At 68.8% G+C, this 16,036-nt stretch carries 14 protein-coding genes; 10 read left to right on the top strand and 4 right to left on the bottom strand.

Annotation, left to right across the window (positions count from 1 at the left end):
- Positions 1–211: 211 nt before the first annotated feature.
- The gene (gene smc / locus E0H73_RS14270; RefSeq protein WP_131355164.1) at positions 212–3,757 is read left to right on the top strand and encodes a chromosome segregation protein SMC; all 3,546 of its coding nucleotides are present in this window, start codon (positions 212–214) and stop codon (positions 3,755–3,757) included.
- A gap of 12 nt (positions 3,758–3,769) precedes the next feature.
- Here the strand turns inward: smc and E0H73_RS14265 are convergent, their stop codons facing one another.
- Together E0H73_RS14265 and E0H73_RS14260 are read right to left on the bottom strand one after the other, a co-directional pair.
- A complete protein-coding gene (locus tag E0H73_RS14265; RefSeq protein WP_131355162.1) occupies positions 3,770–4,630 on the bottom strand; it encodes a DUF2207 domain-containing protein in 861 nt (286 codons plus the stop codon).
- A 91-nt stretch (positions 4,631–4,721) separates the two neighbouring features.
- Positions 4,722–5,042 carry a nuclear transport factor 2 family protein gene (locus E0H73_RS14260; protein WP_131355160.1) on the bottom strand — a complete coding sequence of 107 codons (321 nt, stop codon included), beginning with the start codon at positions 5,040–5,042 and terminating at the stop codon, positions 4,722–4,724.
- A gap of 98 nt (positions 5,043–5,140) precedes the next feature.
- Between E0H73_RS14260 and E0H73_RS14255 the strand changes: the two genes are divergently transcribed.
- The 5 genes from E0H73_RS14255 to E0H73_RS14235 all read left to right on the top strand — a co-directional run bounded on the left by E0H73_RS14255 (position 5,141) and on the right by E0H73_RS14235 (position 8,800).
- Complete coding sequence (locus tag E0H73_RS14255; RefSeq protein ID WP_131355157.1) at positions 5,141–5,653, top strand: COG4315 family predicted lipoprotein; 513 nt, start codon at positions 5,141–5,143, stop codon at positions 5,651–5,653.
- 61 nt (positions 5,654–5,714) lie between these two features.
- Positions 5,715–6,245, top strand: coding sequence for a sigma-70 family RNA polymerase sigma factor (locus E0H73_RS14250; protein WP_202867387.1), 531 nt, complete (start codon positions 5,715–5,717; stop codon positions 6,243–6,245).
- Complete coding sequence (locus E0H73_RS14245; RefSeq protein WP_131355154.1) at positions 6,242–6,946, top strand: anti-sigma factor family protein; 705 nt, start codon at positions 6,242–6,244, stop codon at positions 6,944–6,946. Before E0H73_RS14250 ends, E0H73_RS14245 begins: the two co-directional genes overlap by 4 nt.
- Positions 6,947–6,982: 36 nt before the next feature.
- A complete protein-coding gene (locus tag E0H73_RS14240) occupies positions 6,983–8,083 on the top strand; it encodes a threonine aldolase family protein (protein ID WP_131355151.1) in 1,101 nt (366 codons plus the stop codon).
- Between the two features lie 147 nt (positions 8,084–8,230).
- Entirely contained in the window at positions 8,231–8,800 is a 570-nt protein-coding gene (locus E0H73_RS14235; RefSeq protein WP_131355148.1) for a dihydrofolate reductase family protein, read from the top strand.
- Here the strand turns inward: E0H73_RS14235 and E0H73_RS14230 are convergent.
- Positions 8,784–9,689: a M56 family metallopeptidase gene (locus tag E0H73_RS14230; protein WP_131355145.1), complete on the bottom strand. Its 906-nt coding sequence runs from the start codon at positions 9,687–9,689 to the stop codon at positions 8,784–8,786. The genes E0H73_RS14235 and E0H73_RS14230 overlap by 17 nt on opposite strands.
- Positions 9,686–10,102 (bottom strand): BlaI/MecI/CopY family transcriptional regulator, encoded by a 417-nt coding sequence (locus E0H73_RS14225; protein ID WP_131355142.1) that lies wholly within the window; start codon positions 10,100–10,102, stop codon positions 9,686–9,688. Before E0H73_RS14225 ends, E0H73_RS14230 begins: the two co-directional genes overlap by 4 nt.
- Before the next feature lie 82 nt (positions 10,103–10,184).
- Between E0H73_RS14225 and E0H73_RS14220 the strand changes: the two genes are divergently transcribed.
- From E0H73_RS14220 to cydC, 4 genes are read left to right on the top strand one after another with little or no spacing between them, the layout of a single operon-like run.
- Positions 10,185–11,597 (top strand): cytochrome ubiquinol oxidase subunit I, encoded by a 1,413-nt coding sequence (locus tag E0H73_RS14220; protein WP_131355139.1) that lies wholly within the window; start codon positions 10,185–10,187, stop codon positions 11,595–11,597.
- Between the two features lie 10 nt (positions 11,598–11,607).
- On the top strand, positions 11,608–12,618 hold the full coding sequence (gene cydB, locus E0H73_RS14215) for a cytochrome d ubiquinol oxidase subunit II (protein ID WP_131355137.1): 1,011 nt from the start codon (positions 11,608–11,610) through the stop codon (positions 12,616–12,618).
- Complete coding sequence (cydD, locus tag E0H73_RS14210; RefSeq protein WP_131355134.1) at positions 12,615–14,351, top strand: thiol reductant ABC exporter subunit CydD; 1,737 nt, start codon at positions 12,615–12,617, stop codon at positions 14,349–14,351. The genes cydB and cydD overlap by 4 nt, the downstream gene beginning before the upstream one ends.
- Positions 14,348–16,003 (top strand): thiol reductant ABC exporter subunit CydC, encoded by a 1,656-nt coding sequence (cydC, locus tag E0H73_RS14205; RefSeq protein WP_131355131.1) that lies wholly within the window; start codon positions 14,348–14,350, stop codon positions 16,001–16,003. The genes cydD and cydC overlap by 4 nt, the downstream gene beginning before the upstream one ends.
- Positions 16,004–16,036: the final 33 nt, after the last annotated feature.

Here is a 16,036-nt window from a genome sequence, read left to right as displayed (position 1 = left end):
CGGTTGTCTGTTCATCGAATGTTGTGCTCCCAGATCCCTTGCCCGCCATTCTGATCGGCTGGCCTCCGCAGGAACGTCGGCAGCTGTTTGTAGACTGCGAAGCGGAACTACTTCCCCCGGGTAGCGGCAGCGTTACGTGCAGTTATGACGGTTCCTTCGGTATCGTCTGTCCTTTCACGGGTTGGAGAGCATCGCTTTGTACCTGAAGAGCATGACGCTCCGAGGCTTCAAGTCGTTCGCGTCGGCCACGACGATGAACTTCGAACCGGGCATCACCTGCATCGTCGGCCCGAACGGTTCCGGCAAGTCCAATGTGGTCGACGCTCTCGCCTGGGTGATGGGCGAGCAGGGCGCCAAGTCGCTGCGTGGCGGCAAGATGGAAGACGTCATCTTCGCCGGCACCTCCGGCCGCGCCCCGCTGGGCCGCGCCGAAGTGGTGCTCACCATCGACAACACCGACGGCGCGTTGCCGATCGAGTACGCCGAGGTGACGATCTCCCGGACGATGTTCCGCAACGGCGGGTCGGACTACCAGATCAACGGCCAGAACTGCCGGCTGCTCGACGTTCAGGAACTGCTCAGCGACTCCGGTATCGGCCGCGAGATGCACGTCATCGTCGGCCAGGGCCAGCTCGACTCGATCCTGCGCGCCACCCCGGAAGGCCGGCGCGGGTTCGTCGAGGAGGCGGCCGGTGTCCTGAAGCACCGCAAGCGCAAGGAAAAGGCGATCCGGAAGCTGGAGGCCACCGAGGGCAACCTGCACCGCCTCGGTGACCTGATCACCGAGATCCGCCGCCAGCTCAAGCCGCTCGGGCGCCAGGCGGAGGTGGCGCGCCGGGCGGTGACGATCCAGGCGGAGGTCCGGGACGGCCGGGCCAGGCTGCTCGCCGACGACATCGTCCAGGCCCAGTCCGCGCTCGAGGCCGAGCTGCGGGACGAGGCCGCGCTGACCCAGCGGCGGACCGAGACCGAGGCCAAGCTGCGCGAGGCCCGTGAGCTGGAGGCCGAGCTCGAGGACGCGCTGCGCGAGGACGCGCCCGCCCTGCAGGCGGCCCAGGACACCTGGTACCAGCTGTCCGGCTTCGGCGAGAAGATCAAGGGCACGGCACGGATCGCGGCGGACCGGATTCGTTCGCTGAACGACGAGGCCGAGGAGCCGCGCGCCGGCAGGGACCCGGACGAGCTGGAGCTGGAGGCCGCGCGGGTCCGCGAGACCGAGGCGCAAATCGAGGCCGAGGTCGAAGCCCACTCGGAGCTGCTCGCTGAAGCGGTCGAACGCCGACAGCAGCTCGAGTCGCAGGAGGCCGAGGAGGAGCGCCGGATCTCGGCGCTGATCCGGGCCGCTGCCGACCGCCGCGAGGGCCTGGCCCGGCTGACCGGTCAGGTCAACGCGCTGAAGAGCCGCGCCTCCGCCGCCGAGTCCGAGATCGGTCGTCTCGCCAGCAACATGCGGGAGGCCGAGGCGCGCGCTGCCAAGGCGCAGCACGACTTCACAGCGCTTGAGACCCAGGTCGCCGGGCTGGACGCCGGTGAGAAGGGTCTCGACGACCAGTACGAGGCGGCTCAGGCCGTCCTCGACGAGATGGACGAGCGCCTGGCGAAGGTCCGGGCCGAGGAGCGCGACGCCGAGCGTGAGCGCACCGGCCTGTCGGCTCGCAAGGAAGCGCTGGAGTTGGGCCTGAACCGCAAGGACGGCGCCGGCGCCCTGCTGGCCGCCTCCGAGCAGGTGAACGGCCTGATGGGCTCTGTGGCTGCCCTGCTGAGCGTGCGGAGCGGGTACGAGACTGCGATCGCAGCGGCCCTCGGCGAGGCTGCCGACGCCGTCGCGGTCACCCACACCGACGCTGCCCTGCACGCCGTCGGCCACCTCAAGCAGCACGATCTGGGTCGGGCCGGCCTGCTGCTGGGCGATGCACCGTCGGATGACTACGCCACGTGGCCGTCGCTACCGTACGGAGCGTCGTACGCCGTTGATGTCGTGGACTGCCCCGAGACCCTGCGGCCCGCGTTGCGGCGGTTGCTGCGCAAGGTCGTCGTGGTGGAGGACGTGGCGGCCGCCCGGGTGCTGGTGCGGAACCTGCCCGACGTCACGTGCACCACGCGCGGTGGCGACGTACTCGGAGCGCACTTCGCGTACGGCGGTTCGGACGCGGCGCCCAGCCTGATCGAGGTGCAGTCCGCGGTCGACGAGGCGACGGAGAAGCTGACCGAGGCCACGGCGCGGAGCGAGCGGCTGCGGTTCGAGCTGGCGGCACTCGAGGACGAGCGGTCACGGCAGAAGGAGTCTGTCGAGATCACGCTGGCTCGGCTGCACGAGTCGGACGCCGCGATGGCGGCCGTGGCCGAGCAGTTGGCGCACTTCGGGTCGCTGGCGAAGGCGTCCCGCGGCGAGGCGCAGCGGATGGCCGAGGCGATCGCTGCGGCCGAGGAGGAGCGCGACAAGAACCTGTCCGGTCTGGCCGAGCTGGAGGAGCGCCTCACCGACGCCGAGCAGTTCGACGACGACGGCGACGAGCCGGACACCTCCGAGCGCGACCGGCTCGCCGAGGCGGCCAAGGGCGGTCGGGCGGCCGAGATGGAGGCGCGGCTGGCGCTGCGCACCACCGAGGAGCGGGCCAGGGCGCTGTCGGGCCGAGCGGACTCCCTGGAGCGCGCGGCGCGGCAGGAGCGCGAGGCGCGGGCGCGGGCGATCGCTCGGGCTGCACGCCGAGCTCGGCAGGCGGAGGCTGCACAGGCGGTGCACCTGGCTGCTGGTCACGTGCTGGCCCGGCTGGAGACCTCGTTGCAGCTGGCGGCGTCCGAGCGGGCGGCGATCCAGGCGCAGCGGGCGGACCGTGAGCAGGCGCTGGCCCAGTCCCGGTCCGCGACGCGTGGCCTGAGCTCCGACTTGGAGCAGCTGACCAACACCGTGCACCGCGACGCGCTGGCCCGGGCCGAGCAGAAGATGCGGCTGGAGCAGCTGTACGAGAAGTCGCTCGGCGAGCTGGGTGTCGAGGTCGAGGCGCTGGTCGCGGAGTATGGGCCGGACCAGCTGGTGCCGCCGCTGCCGAAGGACGGCGACGACAACACCCTCGAGCTCGAGGGCGAGCCGTTCGACCGGACGAAGGTCGAGAAGCGGCTCAAGCAGGCCGAGCGCGCGCTCAACCAGTTGGGGCGGATCAACCCGCTGGCGCTGGAGGAGTTCGACGCGATGGAGGAGCGGCACCGGTTCCTGTCCGAGCAGCTGGACGACCTGAAGAAGTCCCGCCGGGACCTGATGGACATCGTCAAGGAGGTCGACGAGCGGGTCGAGCAGGTCTTCACCCAGGCCTACCGCGATGTCGAGGTCGCCTTCGAGCACGTCTTCGCCCGGTTGTTCCCCGGCGGTGAGGGCCGGCTGGTGCTGACCGATCCGGACGACATGCTGGCCACCGGGATCGACGTCGAGGCGCGTCCGCCGGGGAAGAAGGTGAAGCGGCTGTCGCTGCTGTCCGGTGGTGAGCGCTCGCTGGTCGCGGTCGCCTTCCTGGTCGCGCTGTTCAAGGCCCGGCCGTCGCCGTTCTACATCCTCGACGAGGTCGAGGCAGCGCTGGACGACACGAACCTCGGCCGCCTGCTGGAGCTCTACGAAGAGCTGCGCGAGAACAGCCAGCTCCTCGTCATCACCCACCAGAAGCGGACCATGGAGGTCGCCGACGCGCTGTACGGCGTCACCATGCGCGGCGACGGCGTCTCATCCGTCATCTCCCAACGCATCCGCGAACCCGAAGCGGTCTAGAGGTCGGTCGGGTTACCAGTTGTTGTCGCTGGGGGCGTCGCTGAAACCGTCGGAGTCGCCGCCGGCGGACGGGCCGGAGTCGAAGGCGAAGTCGTCGCCGGCGTCGTAGTCGTAGAGGCCGTAGGAGTACTTCGTGTCCTCGGCGGCTCGTAGCGTGGCGGCGTCAGCGAAGGCGGCGAGGCCGCGGCGGAACGGGCCGAGGCGGAACATGCCTGTGGCGCTCCACCAGCTCACCGGCTCGTCGTCGTCCGTGTCCAGGCCGGCCGACAGTTGCTCCCAGCGGTGGTGCAGTCCGAGGGCGAGCGCCCAGGGGAGGAACCGGATCAGGTCGGCCCGTCGTACGTCGCCTGCCTCGAGGGTGGCGAAGTACCGCCGAAAGCCGAGTACGTCGGCCACCATGTCGTGACCGGCGGGCGTCAGACTGCCCCAACCCGCCAGCCTGGTCCGGCGGAGCATCGCCCCCGCACGACCAGCCGTCGGTGGCCGGTGGAACCAGCCGCGCTCAGCGACCCGCTCCTCGACGGCGGTCCGGAACTTCTGGTGCGCGCCGAGCATCCGCAGATTGTCCTTCCGCCCGCGGCGCATCATCCGGCTGTCGCCCGGCTTGAGCAACGGGAACATCCCTCGGAGCAGGACCCGATGGTGCTCGCCCGCGGTGGCCCCGGGATCGACCAGGCCAACTGTCTGCGGCGAGTGTTCGGTGCTGCCCTCCTCGACTCGCACGGCACCCAGCTGCGCCAGCTCGAGCACCGTGCCACCGGTCGCTGCCGGGCCGACCTCGGCGAACACGAGCAACGCAGCCTCCGCCACGGACAACTCCGGAGGGTTCTCGACCTTCGGCAGCCGCAAGTACCGGCGCGCTGACATTCTCATGACCGGACTGTAGGTGCCGACGGGTGCGATCGAGCGTTTGATCGGCCGCGTCCGGCGACGGGGAGTTGCCTCCGGCAACTAAGCGAGAGGGTCAGGCGGTGATGGTCATCGACGCGAGCTGGTCGCCCTGGACGTCGAAGGTGAAGTGGGACGGGCCGTTGAAGCCGTCGCCGCCGACCTGGGTGACGATCGTCAGCGGATTGCCCGGGGTGGACACCTGGGTGCCGGTGAAGGTGGCCCGCTTGCCGATCAGTTCGTTGTCGCTCCAGGAACGGATCCGATCGTGTCCGCGGAACTGGCGGCCCCAGTCGTCGACGTAGCCGTCGTCGGCGAAGGCCGCCACGAACGCGTCGTTGTCCTGCTCGTCGATCGCGGTGAGTGCACGCTCGACCGCGGCGGGGATCTCATCCATGCCTGAAACCATGTCCGAAACGATATCTCTCCGGTTTGAACCGGTCACGGAGTCCGGACGTATGGCAGGTGTTCAACGGTGACCCCGAGGAGGACCTGATGAAGCGTATGGGGATTGTGATCGGTGTGCTCGCGCTCGGCCTCGCCGGCTTGACCGCCTGCGGTGACGACGGCGACTCCGCAAGCGGTGGAACATCCAGCAGCAGCTCGAGCGCACCGGCCGCGGCCGGCGCCAAGCTCGCCACGGCCGACGTGGGCAGCCTCGGCAAGGTGATTGTCGACGGCAACGGGCGAACGGTGTACGTGTTCGACAAGGACGTGTCCGGCAAGTCCAACTGTGAGGGCGACTGCCTGGCCAAGTGGCCGGTCGTGGCCGCCGGTGACGGTACGCCGCAGCTGGACGGCATCGACGCCTCACTGGTCAGCACGGTGACCCGGTCCGACGGCAGCAAGCAGCTGGCGGTCGGTGGGCTGCCGATCTACCTGTTCGCCAGTGACACCAAGGCGGGCGACGCCAAAGGTCAGGCGGTCGGTGGAGTCTGGTGGGTCGTCGGCGCGGACGGTAAGAAGATCACGACTCAGCCGTCCAGTAATGGCAACTCAGGTTACTGAGTTCCGGCCGCGGTTGAGCCCAGCCATTGCGATGGCCGGTGAATCCCCTATCGTACGGACGGTGGGTGACTACCCGGGGCCGGAGGCTGCCGAGACGCTGATCCGATCGCTGTACGCCGAACACGGCCGCAGCCTGCTGGCTTATGCGACCCGGCTGACCGGTGACCGTGCGGCCGCGGAGGACGTCGTACAGGAGACTCTGGTGCGGGCGTGGAAACATGCCGGCGATCTGACCGCGGGCAAGGGTTCCGTGCGCGGATGGTTGCTGACGGTGGCACGCAACATCGTCACCGACCGGGCCAGGGCCCGAGCGGCGCGACCGGCCGAGGTCGCCGACGTGGAGATCCGGCCGCCGGTCGAGGGTGACCACTCCGAGGCCGTGGTGAACACCATGGTGGTGATGGACGCACTCGACCGGGTGTCGCCGGAACATCGCGAGGTGCTGGTGCAGTTGTACTACCGGGGCCGGTCGGTGGCCGAGGCCGCAAAGGAACTCGGTGTCCCGCCCGGTACCGTGAAATCGAGATCGTATTACGCCCTCCGAGCTCTGCGCGCGGTGATGGCCGGAACAGAAGCGGAGGTGGCCCGATGACTGAGCACGATCGCTCGCAGTTGGGTGCCTACGCCCTGGGCGCGCTCGAGCCCGACGAGGTCCGCGAGGTCGACGAGCACCTGGCCACCTGTGCCGAGTGCCGCACCGAGGTAGCCGAGTTGGAGGAGATGAAGTACTTCCTGGGCGAGGTGCCGCCGGAGGCGTTCCTGGACGGTCCGCCCGATGGTGGCGAGCTCCTGCTGCAGCGCACGCTGCGGGAGGTGCGGCAGACGGCCGTCGAGCCGGCGCCGGTACACGCCCCGCCTGCCAGGAAGAAGTCCCGCGTGTGGTTGCTGGCGGCCGCTGCGGTTGTGGTGGTGGCCGGTGCGCTCGCTGGTGGTGTGGCCCTCGGACGGCAGTCCGTTGACCAGACGGCCGAGGACGCTCCTGTCGCCGGGTCCAAGCACGTCAACGCCTCGGATATCGCGACTGGCACGACGATGGCGACGACGGTGGAGCCACGGGCCGGGTGGAGCTGGGTCATGGTGCAGATCAACGGCCTGAAGGCCGGTGCCGAGTGCCAGATGGTCGTCACCGACAAGTCTGGCAAGACCTGGATCGCAGGCAGTTGGGTGGTGTCGGCGAAGGCCGCGCAGGAGGGCAGCAAGTTCGGCGGCGGTGTGCTGGTGCCGTTGAATCAAGTGCAGTCCGTGGAGATCAGGACGCTCCAGGGCGAGCACGTGGTCACTGCCAAGATCTGAGCCCAAACGGGTTGCGGGGCACGAGAGGATAGGGGCGTGGCTACTACCCCCTCCTCCTCTGACGACCTCAGGGCCCGCCGGAAGGCCGCGGCCGAGAACTGTGACCGCTGGCTGTCACACCCACGGGTGCCTGTGCAGGACAGGTTGCAGCAGCTCACAGAGGTCGCGTGCGAGGACTCGGCCGACGTCTACGGCAACGATGGTGACGTCGCCGCGCTCGAGCAGGAGGTCGCCGACCTCCTGGGGAAGCCGGCGGCGGTCTTCATGCCGACCGGGATCATGGCGCAGCAGAGCGTCCTGCGGGTGTACGCCGACCGCGCCGGGACCGATCGAGTCGCGGTGCATGGGCTGTCCCACCTGCTCGTGCATGAGCTGAACGCCTTGGAAGAGGTGCACCGGCTCCGGATCGAGCGGATGACCTCGGAGCCGCGGCAGCCCCGGCCGGACGAGCTGGCCGCGATCCCGGGGAAGCTGGCCGCCGTGACGGTGGAGCTGCCGCTGCGCGATGGCGGCTTCGTCCTGCCGACGTGGGACGAGCTGGTCGTGTTCGCCGAGTCCTGCCGGGAGCGCGGCGTACCGCTGCATCTGGATGGCGCTCGCTTGTGGGAGAGCACGCCGTACCTGGGTCATAGCCTCGCGGAGATCGCTGCGCTCGCGTCGACGGTGTACGTGTCGTTCTACAAGGTGCTCGGTGGCTTGAGCGGTGCGGCGCTGGCCGGACCGGAGGACGTGATCGCCGAGGTACGGCGCTGGCAGCGTCGGCTGGGCGGCAACCTCTACACGCTGTTCCCGTACGCCGTGTCCGCGCGGGAGGGACTGCGGACCGTCCTGCCGCTCATGGATGACCTGTACCAGCGGGCGGTCGAGCTCTCGATGGCCTTGCAGAGCGAGGGTTTCCGGGTGTTCCCGGAGCCGCCGCACACCAACTCGTTCCGGGTCTATGCACCGCAGGCAGCCGATACGATCGAGGCCGCCGCGGTGAAACGGATGGAGACGACGCGCGAGGCGATCTGCGGCCGGTGGCAGCCTGCCGACGTACCGGGATGGTCGTGGATCGAGTTGGTGGTTGCTCCGCACACGCTGGAGTGGCAGGTCGACGAAGTCGCCAAGGCGTTCGGGGAACTTTTGCGGCACTGACGTCGTCAGTGTGATTGTTGGGTTGGGGATACGGGGAGAGAAGTGCTGACATTCGTCGTCACCATGGTCGTTCTGCTGGTTCTGTCGGGGCTCGTGCTGCTGGCCGTGGCCCGGGGTGAGGGGAAATATTTCGGGTAGCCTCGCTGGATGAGGCGACTGATCTTTCAGGAGTACGTCACCCTCGACGGGTACGCCGCCGGACCGGACGGTGGGCTGGAGTTCTTCGACACGATCGCCGGGCAGTCGGACACCGACAATCTCGCCTTGCTCGACAACGTCGACACGATGGTGCTCGGTGCGGAGACGTACCGGTTGTTCGCCGCGTTCTGGCCGACGGCCGCCTCGGCCGGTGAGATGATCGCGGAGAAGCTCAACGCTTTGCACCTGGTGGTCGTGTCGACGACGCTCGAGAGCGCGCCGTGGGGGCCGTACGAGCCCGGCCTGGTGGTCCGCGACCTCGACGCGGTGCGGGCGATCAAGGCCGAGCAGGACGGCATGGACCTGATCCTGTGGGGCAGCATCACGCTGTTCCACTCGCTGCTGCACGCCGGTCTGGTCGACGAGGTGCAGTTGCGGATCTGCCCGATCCTGCTGGGCGCGGGCAAGAGCGCGTTCCCGGTCGGGGGGCAGCCGGTCGACCTCGACCTGATCGAGGCGAGGCCGTGGGCGAAGGGCGGCGTCCTGCTCCGCTACCAACCGGCTAACTCACCGCGCTGACGATCGCTTTGACGAGTGGGGCGGCGACGGTGATCGTCGGAAGGATCAGGAGGGCGGCCGCCACGGCGTAGGTGCCGGCGGCGAGCCAGGTGTTGCTCGGCTCGGGGTCGGCCAGGCGCTGGACCCGCAGTACGGTCGACGACTTGGCCGCGGCCAGTCCTGCTTCGGGCGCTGGCGCGCCTGCGAGTGCTACCAGCGCACGCGCGAGTGGGCGTGGGCCGTTGCGGCGGCGGGCGTCGTCGTCCGCCAGCAGCTCGACCAGCGTGCGTGCCTGCTCCAGTGCCACGTCGCTGCGGACCCAGCGCGGGAACGCCATGTGCAGTGCTGTGAACGCCTCGAGGACAAGGTCGTGCCGGGCGCGGAGGTGTGCTTGCTCGTGGGCGAGCACAGCTCGCAGCTCGTTGTCTTCGAGCCGGTCCAGAGCTCCGACCGACACCACCACGCGAGCGCCGCGGAGAGCTGGGAGGCAGTAGGCCAGCGGTGTCTCCTCGGCAAGCACACGCAGTCCCGGGATCAGGCCGTCCGGTGTGGCCAGTACGTCGACCAGGTCACGGTGCCGCTTGCGACGGGCCCTGGTGCCCACTGCGACTCGGCTGGCTGCCCAGAGGAGCCGCACCAGAACCAGTGCGGTCATGGCGAGGATGAGTGCCGCCAGCAGGTCTCGGCCGGACGACGGGTCGAAGCGTGGCCGGCCCGGCTCGCCCGCTGTGGAGTAGGAGAGCGCGATGCCGGCGCCCAGCGCGGCCAGTACGGCGGCGAGCGAGATCGCTTGCCAGAGTGCGACGGCGGCGCGCGGAATCCGGTAGGGCCAGCTGGAGCGTGCCAGCAGCGCCGGTGCCGGCCCCGTCAGCACCAGGGCGAGTGCGGCGAGCAGGACGGGAGTGATCACCCCGCCCGCTCCGCGCTCTCCGCCCGCTCATCCGCCTGGCCTTCCAGCCGGCCGAGGGCTTCGCGGAGCAGTGCGGCTTCCTCGTCGCTGACCTGTCCGACGAAGCGGACCAACGCTTCACGGCGATCGCCGGCACGGTCGAGGGCATCCCGCATCAGGTCGGCCGCGAGCTCCTCACGTGGCGAGGCGGCCCGGTAGCGCCAGGCTTTGCCGTCGCGCTCCCGCTCGGTCAGCTTCTTCTTGGCGAGCCGGTCGAGCACGGTCATCACGGTCGTGTAGGCGAGCTCACGGGTGTCCGCCAGTTGCTCATGCACCTCGCGCACGGTCAGCGCCCCCGGCGCCGCCCACAAACGCTCCATGACCAGCCGCTCCAGGTCACCCAGGGGGCGCGGTGCCTTCTCCTCACTCGCCACGTGACCAGTATAACTACACGTTGTAGTAGATCCGCGCTAGCATCTACTACGTAACGTCGTAGATGGTTGGGGAGGCCGGCACGTGGACACCCTGGATCTGGCTCGATGGCAGTTCGCCATCACCACCGTGTACCACTTCTTCTTCGTCCCGGTGACGATCTCGCTGGTCGCGATCACCGCCGGGCTGCAGACGGCGTGGTACCGGACCGGCAAGGAGAAGTACCTGCGGCTGACCAAGTTCTACGGGAAGCTGTTCCTGATCAACATCGCGATGGGCGTGGTCACCGGCCTGGTCCAGGAGTTCCAGTTCGGGATGAACTGGAGCGACTACTCCCGCTTCGTCGGCGACGTGTTCGGCGCACCGCTGGCGCTGGAGGGGATCCTCGCGTTCTTCCTGGAGTCGACGTTCATCGGGCTGTGGATCTTCGGCTGGGAGCGGTTGCCGCGGCTGGTCCACCTCGGGTGCATCTGGATGGTCGTGCTGGGCACGCAGTTGTCGGCGTACTTCATCCTGGCGGCCAACTCGTGGATGCAGAACCCGGTCGGCTTCCGCTACAACGCTTCCCGTGGCCGCGCGGAGCTGACCGATGTCTGGGCGGTGCTGACGAACAAGGTCGTCCTGGTCACCTACCCGCACACGATCTTCGCCGCGTTCATGGTCGGCGGTGCGTTCGTGGCCGGGGTGGCGCTCTGGCATCTGATCCGGCGGCCATTGGTGGACCACGATGTGTTCCGTACGGCGCTCAAGATCGGGGCTGTGATCGTGATCGCGGCCGGTGCTGGGGTTGCGATCAGCGGTGACCAGCAGGGCAAGGTGATGACCGAAGTACAGCCGATGAAGATGGCCGCGGCCGAGGCGCTGTACGAGACAGAGAAGCCGGCGTCGTTCTCGGTCTTCACCGTGGGGACGCTGGACGGGTCGCGGGAGATCTTCTCGGTCAAGCTGCCCCATCTGCTGTCGTTCCTGGCCACTGGGAACTTCAACGGCGAGGTGAAGGGGATCAACTCGCTGCAGGCTGCGTACGAGCAGTTGTACGGGCCGGGGTCGTACAAGCCGAACATCCCGCTGACCTATTGGACGTTCCGGTTGATGATCGGGGTCGGGATGGCGTCGGCCGTGCTCGCGGTGTGGCTGCTGTGGGTTACGCGGCGGGGTAGGGCGCCTGCTCGGTGGCTGATCTGGGTGGCGGCTCCGCTGCCGTTGCTGCCTCTGCTGGCGAACACCTTCGGCTGGATCTTCACCGAGACCGGGCGACAACCCTGGCTGGTGTTCGGATTGTTGCCCACGGCATCGGGTGTGTCGCCGGGCACCACCAGCGGGGAGGTGATCACGTCGCTGGTCGGCTTCACCGTCCTGTACGGCGTACTCGCTGTGGTGGAGGCCAAGCTGATGTTGCGCACCATCCGGGGTGGGCTGGCCGGGACGGACGGGCCTGCGCCCTCGCCGGACGACGCACCGGACGACGCCGCCAAACCGTTGTCGTTCGCCTACTGAGGGGCTGGCCATGGAACTCACCACTGTTTGGTTCCTCGCCATTGCGGGGTTGTGGATCGGGTACTTCGTGCTGGAGGGATTCGACTTCGGCGTCGGCACGCTGCTGCGGGTGCTCGGGCGGAACGAGCCGGAGCGGCGGGCGGTGATCACCACGATCGGGCCGGTCTGGGACGGCAACGAGGTGTGGCTGATCGTGGCCGGCGGGGCGACGTTCGCTGCCTTTCCGGAGTGGTACGCGACCTTGTTCAGCGGGTTTTACCTGCCGCTGTTCGCGATCCTGGTCTCGCTGATCCTGCGTGGGGTGGCGTTGGAGTACCGCGGGAAGCGCGACGACCTGGTTTGGCGTGGCCGGATGGACACGATGATCACGGTCGGGTCGGTGTTGCCTGCGCTGCTGTGGGGTCTCACGTTCGCCAATCTGGTGCGTGGGGTGCCGCTGGATGATTCATTCGAGTACGTCGGCACCTTCGGTGACCTGTTGAGTCCGTTCGCTCTGCTCGGTGCGGTGGCGTTCACCGCGGTGTTCGTTGCCCATGGCGCGATCTTCCTTGCCTTGCGGACGACGGATGATCTGCGGGCGCGGGCCAATCGGTTGGCCTCGCGTGCCGGGTTGGTGGCGGCGGTGCTGGTGATCGTCTTCCTTGCTTGGGCTCAGACGATCCGCGGTGACACCGGCTCCTGGATCGTTGCGGCTGCGGCGGTGGTGGCGTTCGCCGGTGGCCTGGTTGCGAACTGGGTCCGGCGTGAGGGTTGGGCCTTCCTCGGTACGGCGCTCGCTGTCGGGCTGGCCGTGGCGTCGTTGTTCGCCGCGATGTTCCCGGCCGTGATGCCGTCAACACTTGATCCGCAATCAACATTGACAACAGTTGATGCCGCGTCAACGCCGTACACCTTGAAGGTGTTGACGATCATTGCCGGGATCTTCCTGCCGTTGGTGATGCTGTACCAGGGCTGGACGTACTGGGTGTTCCGCAAGCGCATCACTGTCGAGCCGGTCGCTGTCTCGGAGTCCGCGACATGAAGCCCGTCGATCCGCGGCTGCTGCGCCGAGCGCGGGGTGCCCGGGTCTTCCTTGCCGCGTCGGTGCTGATCGGGATCGCGAGCGGACTGCTGATCGTGGTCCAGGCGATCCTGCTGGCGCGCGGCATCGCCGGCATGGTGCCGGTCGCCGACGGAGGCACCGGCGTACTCCGTGGAGACGCGGGCGGCGGTGAGGCCGGTGGCGGCGTGCCGGACGGTGGTCTGCTCGGCGGTGGCTTGCTGGGCGGGGGTCTGTTGGGTGGCGGGCTGACGGCCGTGGCGTTGGGGCTAGGGGTTGTTGTGGTGGGGCGGGGGTTGCTGGTTTGGGGGCAGGAGGTGGTGGCGCAGCGGGCGGCGGCTGCGGTGAAGTCGACGCTGCGTCGGCAGGTGCTGGAGCACTCGCTGAAGCTCGGGCCGGTGTGGCTGAGTGGTGAGCGCAGTAGTGCCTTGACCACTCTGCTGACGAAGGGACTCGACGACCTGGATCCGTACTTCGCGCGATACCTGCCGCAGCTCGTACTGGCCGCGACGGTCCCGGCCGGTGTGATCGGCTGGATGGCGACGGGCGACCTGATCGCGGCGGGCACCGTCGTGGTCACGCTCCCGCTGATCCCGATCTTCATGGCGCTGATCGGGTGGGCGACCCAAGCCCACAGCCGGCGCCGCCAGCACGCGCTGTCCGTCCTCGCGCATCACTTCGCCGATGTCGTGTCCGGTCTGCCCACACTGAAGCTGTTCGGCCGCGCCAAGGCTCAGGAGTCCGCCGTACGTCGGGTGACGGACAAGCATCGGGTGGCGTCGATGAGCAGTCTGCGGTTGGCGTTCCTGTCGTCGTTCGCGCTGGAGCTGCTGGCGAGCATCTCGGTGGCGCTGGTCGCTGTCGGTGTCGGTCTGCGGCTGGTCGACGGCAAGCTCGGGCTCGAGACGGCGTTGATGGTGTTGATCCTGGCGCCCGAGGCGTACCTGCCGTTGCGTCAGGTCGGCATGCAGTTCCACGCCAGTGCGGACGGGGTCGCCGCGAGCGAAGAGGTGTTCCGGATCCTGGAGACGCCGCTGCCGGAGCGCGGTGATCGGACCGACGTACCGGATCTGCGGGTGAGTCCGTTGCAGCTGTACGACGTGACGGTGCGGTACCCGGGTCGCGACGAGGCTGCGCTGGACGGGTTCGACTTGGACCTGCGGCCGGGGGAGGTGGTTGCGCTCACTGGGCCGAGCGGGACTGGGAAGTCGACTGTGCTGGCTGTGCTGCTCGGGTTTGTGGAGCTGGAGCGAGGTGTGGTGGTTGCGGGTGGGAGTGCGGCGGATGAGTTCGAGCCGACGGTGTGGAGGCGGCAGTTCGCCTGGGTGCCACAGCGTCCTGGGCTGCGGATGGGCACAATCGCAGACAACGTGCGGCTGGGTCGGCCGGATGCCTCCGACGACGAGGTCCGGCTCGCGCTCATTGCGGCAGGCGCCGGTGAACTAGAGCTCGACAAGCCAGTCGGCGAGCAAGGTCAACTGCTGTCCGGCGGTCAGCAACGCCGGGTGGCGCTAGCCCGAGCGCTGATCACCGACGCTCCCGTGCTCCTCCTGGACGAGCCCACAGCTGGCCTGGACCCCGACGCCGAGGCAACAGTCATCACCGGCCTCCGCGCCAGCGGCCGCACAGTCCTCATGGTCGCCCACCGACCGGCCCTCATAGCCGCCGCCGACCGAACAGTCACCGTAGGCACCCGAGAACTGGTCAACGCATGAGCAATCTCAGAGAACTGCTACCCGAGCGGCGGTTTCCGGTTGGGCTGGTTTTGCCTGAGCGGGGGGTTTGGTGGCAGCTGGGGTTGGCGCTTGCGGCGGGGGTGGCGGCGGCTGGGTGTGCGGTGGGGTTGTTGGCTACTTCTGCCTGGTTGATCACTACTGCTGCGGCTGAGCCGCCGGTGTTGATCTTGATGGTGGCGATCGTGGCGGTGCGGGCGTTCGGGGTGGGGCGCGGGGTGTTCCGGTACGTCGAGCGGTTGGTCGGGCATGACGCGGCGTACCGGGTGCTGGGGGAGACGCGGGCGCGGATCACTGGGCGGTTGGAGAAGCTGGCGCCGGGCGGGCTGAGTTCGCAGCGGAAGGGTGACCTGCTGGCGCGGCTCGTGCTGGATGTGGACGCGGTGCTGGACCTGTGGTTGCGCGTGCTGCTGCCGGTAGCGGTCGCAGCGGTGACATCCACCGCCACCGTGGTCCTCATAGCTCTGTTGCTGCCGACCGCAGGTGTAGCCGTCGCGTTGGCGGTCCTGATCGCGTGCACCGTCGTACCGTGGCTAACCGCGAAGACCGCTGCACGAGCCGAGCGGAAGCTGGCAGGTGCACGCGGCGAGGTAGCAGCCTCCGCCACCGAGACGCTGCTCACCGCAGGCGACATCGTCGCGTTCAACGCGCTCGACAACGTGCTGGACTCGTTCACCGCCAGCGACTCCCGCCTAGCCGCGGCTGAGCGCCGCTCAGCCTGGAGCGCAGGGCTCGGCGCAGCGCTCCTCGTGCTGTGCGTCGGCGGTGCGAGCCTGGCCGGTCTGGTGCTCGGCAGTACGGCGAACATCACCGGCGCAGTGTTCGCCGTACTCGTCCTGACCCCACTCGCCCTCGCCGACGTCCTCGGCGGCATCCCGGCCGCCGCACAACTCGCGATCCGCGTCCGTGCATCACTCGACCGGGTCCAAGAGCTCCTCGACACCCCAGAGCCTGTCACCGAACCCAAGACCCCGCTACCCCTGACCCACGGACGCGACCTCGAGGTCAAGCTCCTTAGAGTCGGGTACGCCGACCACGCCGACGTACTCAACGGGTTGAGCCTGGACATGCCAGCCGGCAGCCGAGTGGTGATCACCGGCCCGAGCGGCTCAGGTAAAAGCACCCTCGCAGCGGTCCTGCTGCGGTTCCTGGAGCCACGCGACGGCGAGGTACTGCTGGACGGTGTCGACCTGGCCAAGCTCGAGGGCGACCAGGTCCGGTCCGTGGTCGGCCTGCTGACCCAGGAGAGCCACGTGTTCGACACGAGCATCCGGGAGAACCTCCTGCTCGCCAAGCCCGGCGTCAGCGACCTGCAGCTCTGGAAGGCGCTCTACCGCGCCCGACTCGGTGTCTTCGTCGAGAACCTGCCCGACGGGCTCGACACGATGGTCGGCGAGCACGGCGCCCGGCTGTCGGGCGGTGAGCGGCAGCGGCTCGCGTTCGCCCGGCTGCTGCTGGCCGACCGCGATGTACTCGTGCTCGACGAGCCGACCGAGCACCTGGACGAGGAGACCGGACGGGCGCTGCTGGAGGACCTGTTCGCCGCGGCCGGGCACCGGACCGTGGTGTTGCTCACCCACCGGCCCGAGCTGGTGCCGCCTCACGTACCGCGACAGCTGGTGCGCCTGACGTGATGGATGCGGAGGGCGGGCCTGGTGTCTGTCAAG

This window comes from Kribbella pittospori, from assembly GCF_004331465.1.
Lineage (GTDB): Bacteria > Actinomycetota > Actinomycetes > Propionibacteriales > Kribbellaceae > Kribbella > Kribbella pittospori.
This window is presented reverse-complemented; position numbering and strand designations above follow the sequence as displayed.

What these genes read in the sequence shown, in the direction of transcription:
- E0H73_RS14255 (WP_131355157.1), top strand. Translation starts at nt 5,141, where the DNA reads ATGAAGCGTATGGGGATTGTGATCGGTGTGCTCGCGCTCGGCCTCGCC.
- E0H73_RS14235 (WP_131355148.1), top strand. Translation starts at nt 8,231, where the DNA reads ATGAGGCGACTGATCTTTCAGGAGTACGTCACCCTCGACGGGTACGCC.
- E0H73_RS14245 (WP_131355154.1), top strand. Translation starts at nt 6,242, where the DNA reads ATGACTGAGCACGATCGCTCGCAGTTGGGTGCCTACGCCCTGGGCGCG.
- cydD (WP_131355134.1), top strand. Translation starts at nt 12,615, where the DNA reads ATGAAGCCCGTCGATCCGCGGCTGCTGCGCCGAGCGCGGGGTGCCCGG.
- cydC (WP_131355131.1), top strand. Translation starts at nt 14,348, where the DNA reads ATGAGCAATCTCAGAGAACTGCTACCCGAGCGGCGGTTTCCGGTTGGG.
- smc (WP_131355164.1), top strand. Translation starts at nt 212, where the DNA reads ATGACGCTCCGAGGCTTCAAGTCGTTCGCGTCGGCCACGACGATGAAC.
- E0H73_RS14265 (WP_131355162.1), bottom strand. Translation starts at nt 4,630, where the DNA reads ATGAGAATGTCAGCGCGCCGGTACTTGCGGCTGCCGAAGGTCGAGAAC.
- E0H73_RS14260 (WP_131355160.1), bottom strand. Translation starts at nt 5,042, where the DNA reads ATGGATGAGATCCCCGCCGCGGTCGAGCGTGCACTCACCGCGATCGAC.
- cydB (WP_131355137.1), top strand. Translation starts at nt 11,608, where the DNA reads ATGGAACTCACCACTGTTTGGTTCCTCGCCATTGCGGGGTTGTGGATC.